Genomic DNA, 260 nt, shown 5'->3' with positions numbered 1-260 from the left:
GCTGAAGGTTCCCATGTGTTCACGGTGACCTCGACCGATAAGGCCGGTAATGAGAGCGTTCCGTCTGCGGGCTGGACGATCCATATTGACCTGTCTGTTCCAAAAACACCTGAGATCACCCAGATCTGGGATGATACCAATCCTGGTATCGGCCCTGTGGGCAAGGGTGAGACCACCAATGATACCACCCCGACATTGTCCGGTAAGGCGGATGCGGGGACTGTGGTCAAGATCTTCGTCAATGGCACTTTGCTTGGTGA

General features: G+C 54.6%; 1 protein-coding gene. It reads left to right on the top strand.

Features of this window, described 5'->3' with window-relative positions; translation table 11 throughout:
• Positions 1–15: 15 nt before the first annotated feature.
• A partial coding sequence (locus tag HBA93_RS21890; RefSeq protein WP_221724653.1) for a hypothetical protein occupies positions 16–260 on the top strand: 245 nt, incomplete at its 3' end.

It is taken from the genome of Ochrobactrum sp. SFR4 (genome assembly GCF_019730395.1).
Taxonomy (GTDB): Bacteria; Pseudomonadota; Alphaproteobacteria; order Rhizobiales; family Rhizobiaceae; genus Pseudochrobactrum.
Note: the sequence above shows the minus strand (reverse complement) of the source record. Positions and strands in the feature narration are given on the sequence as shown.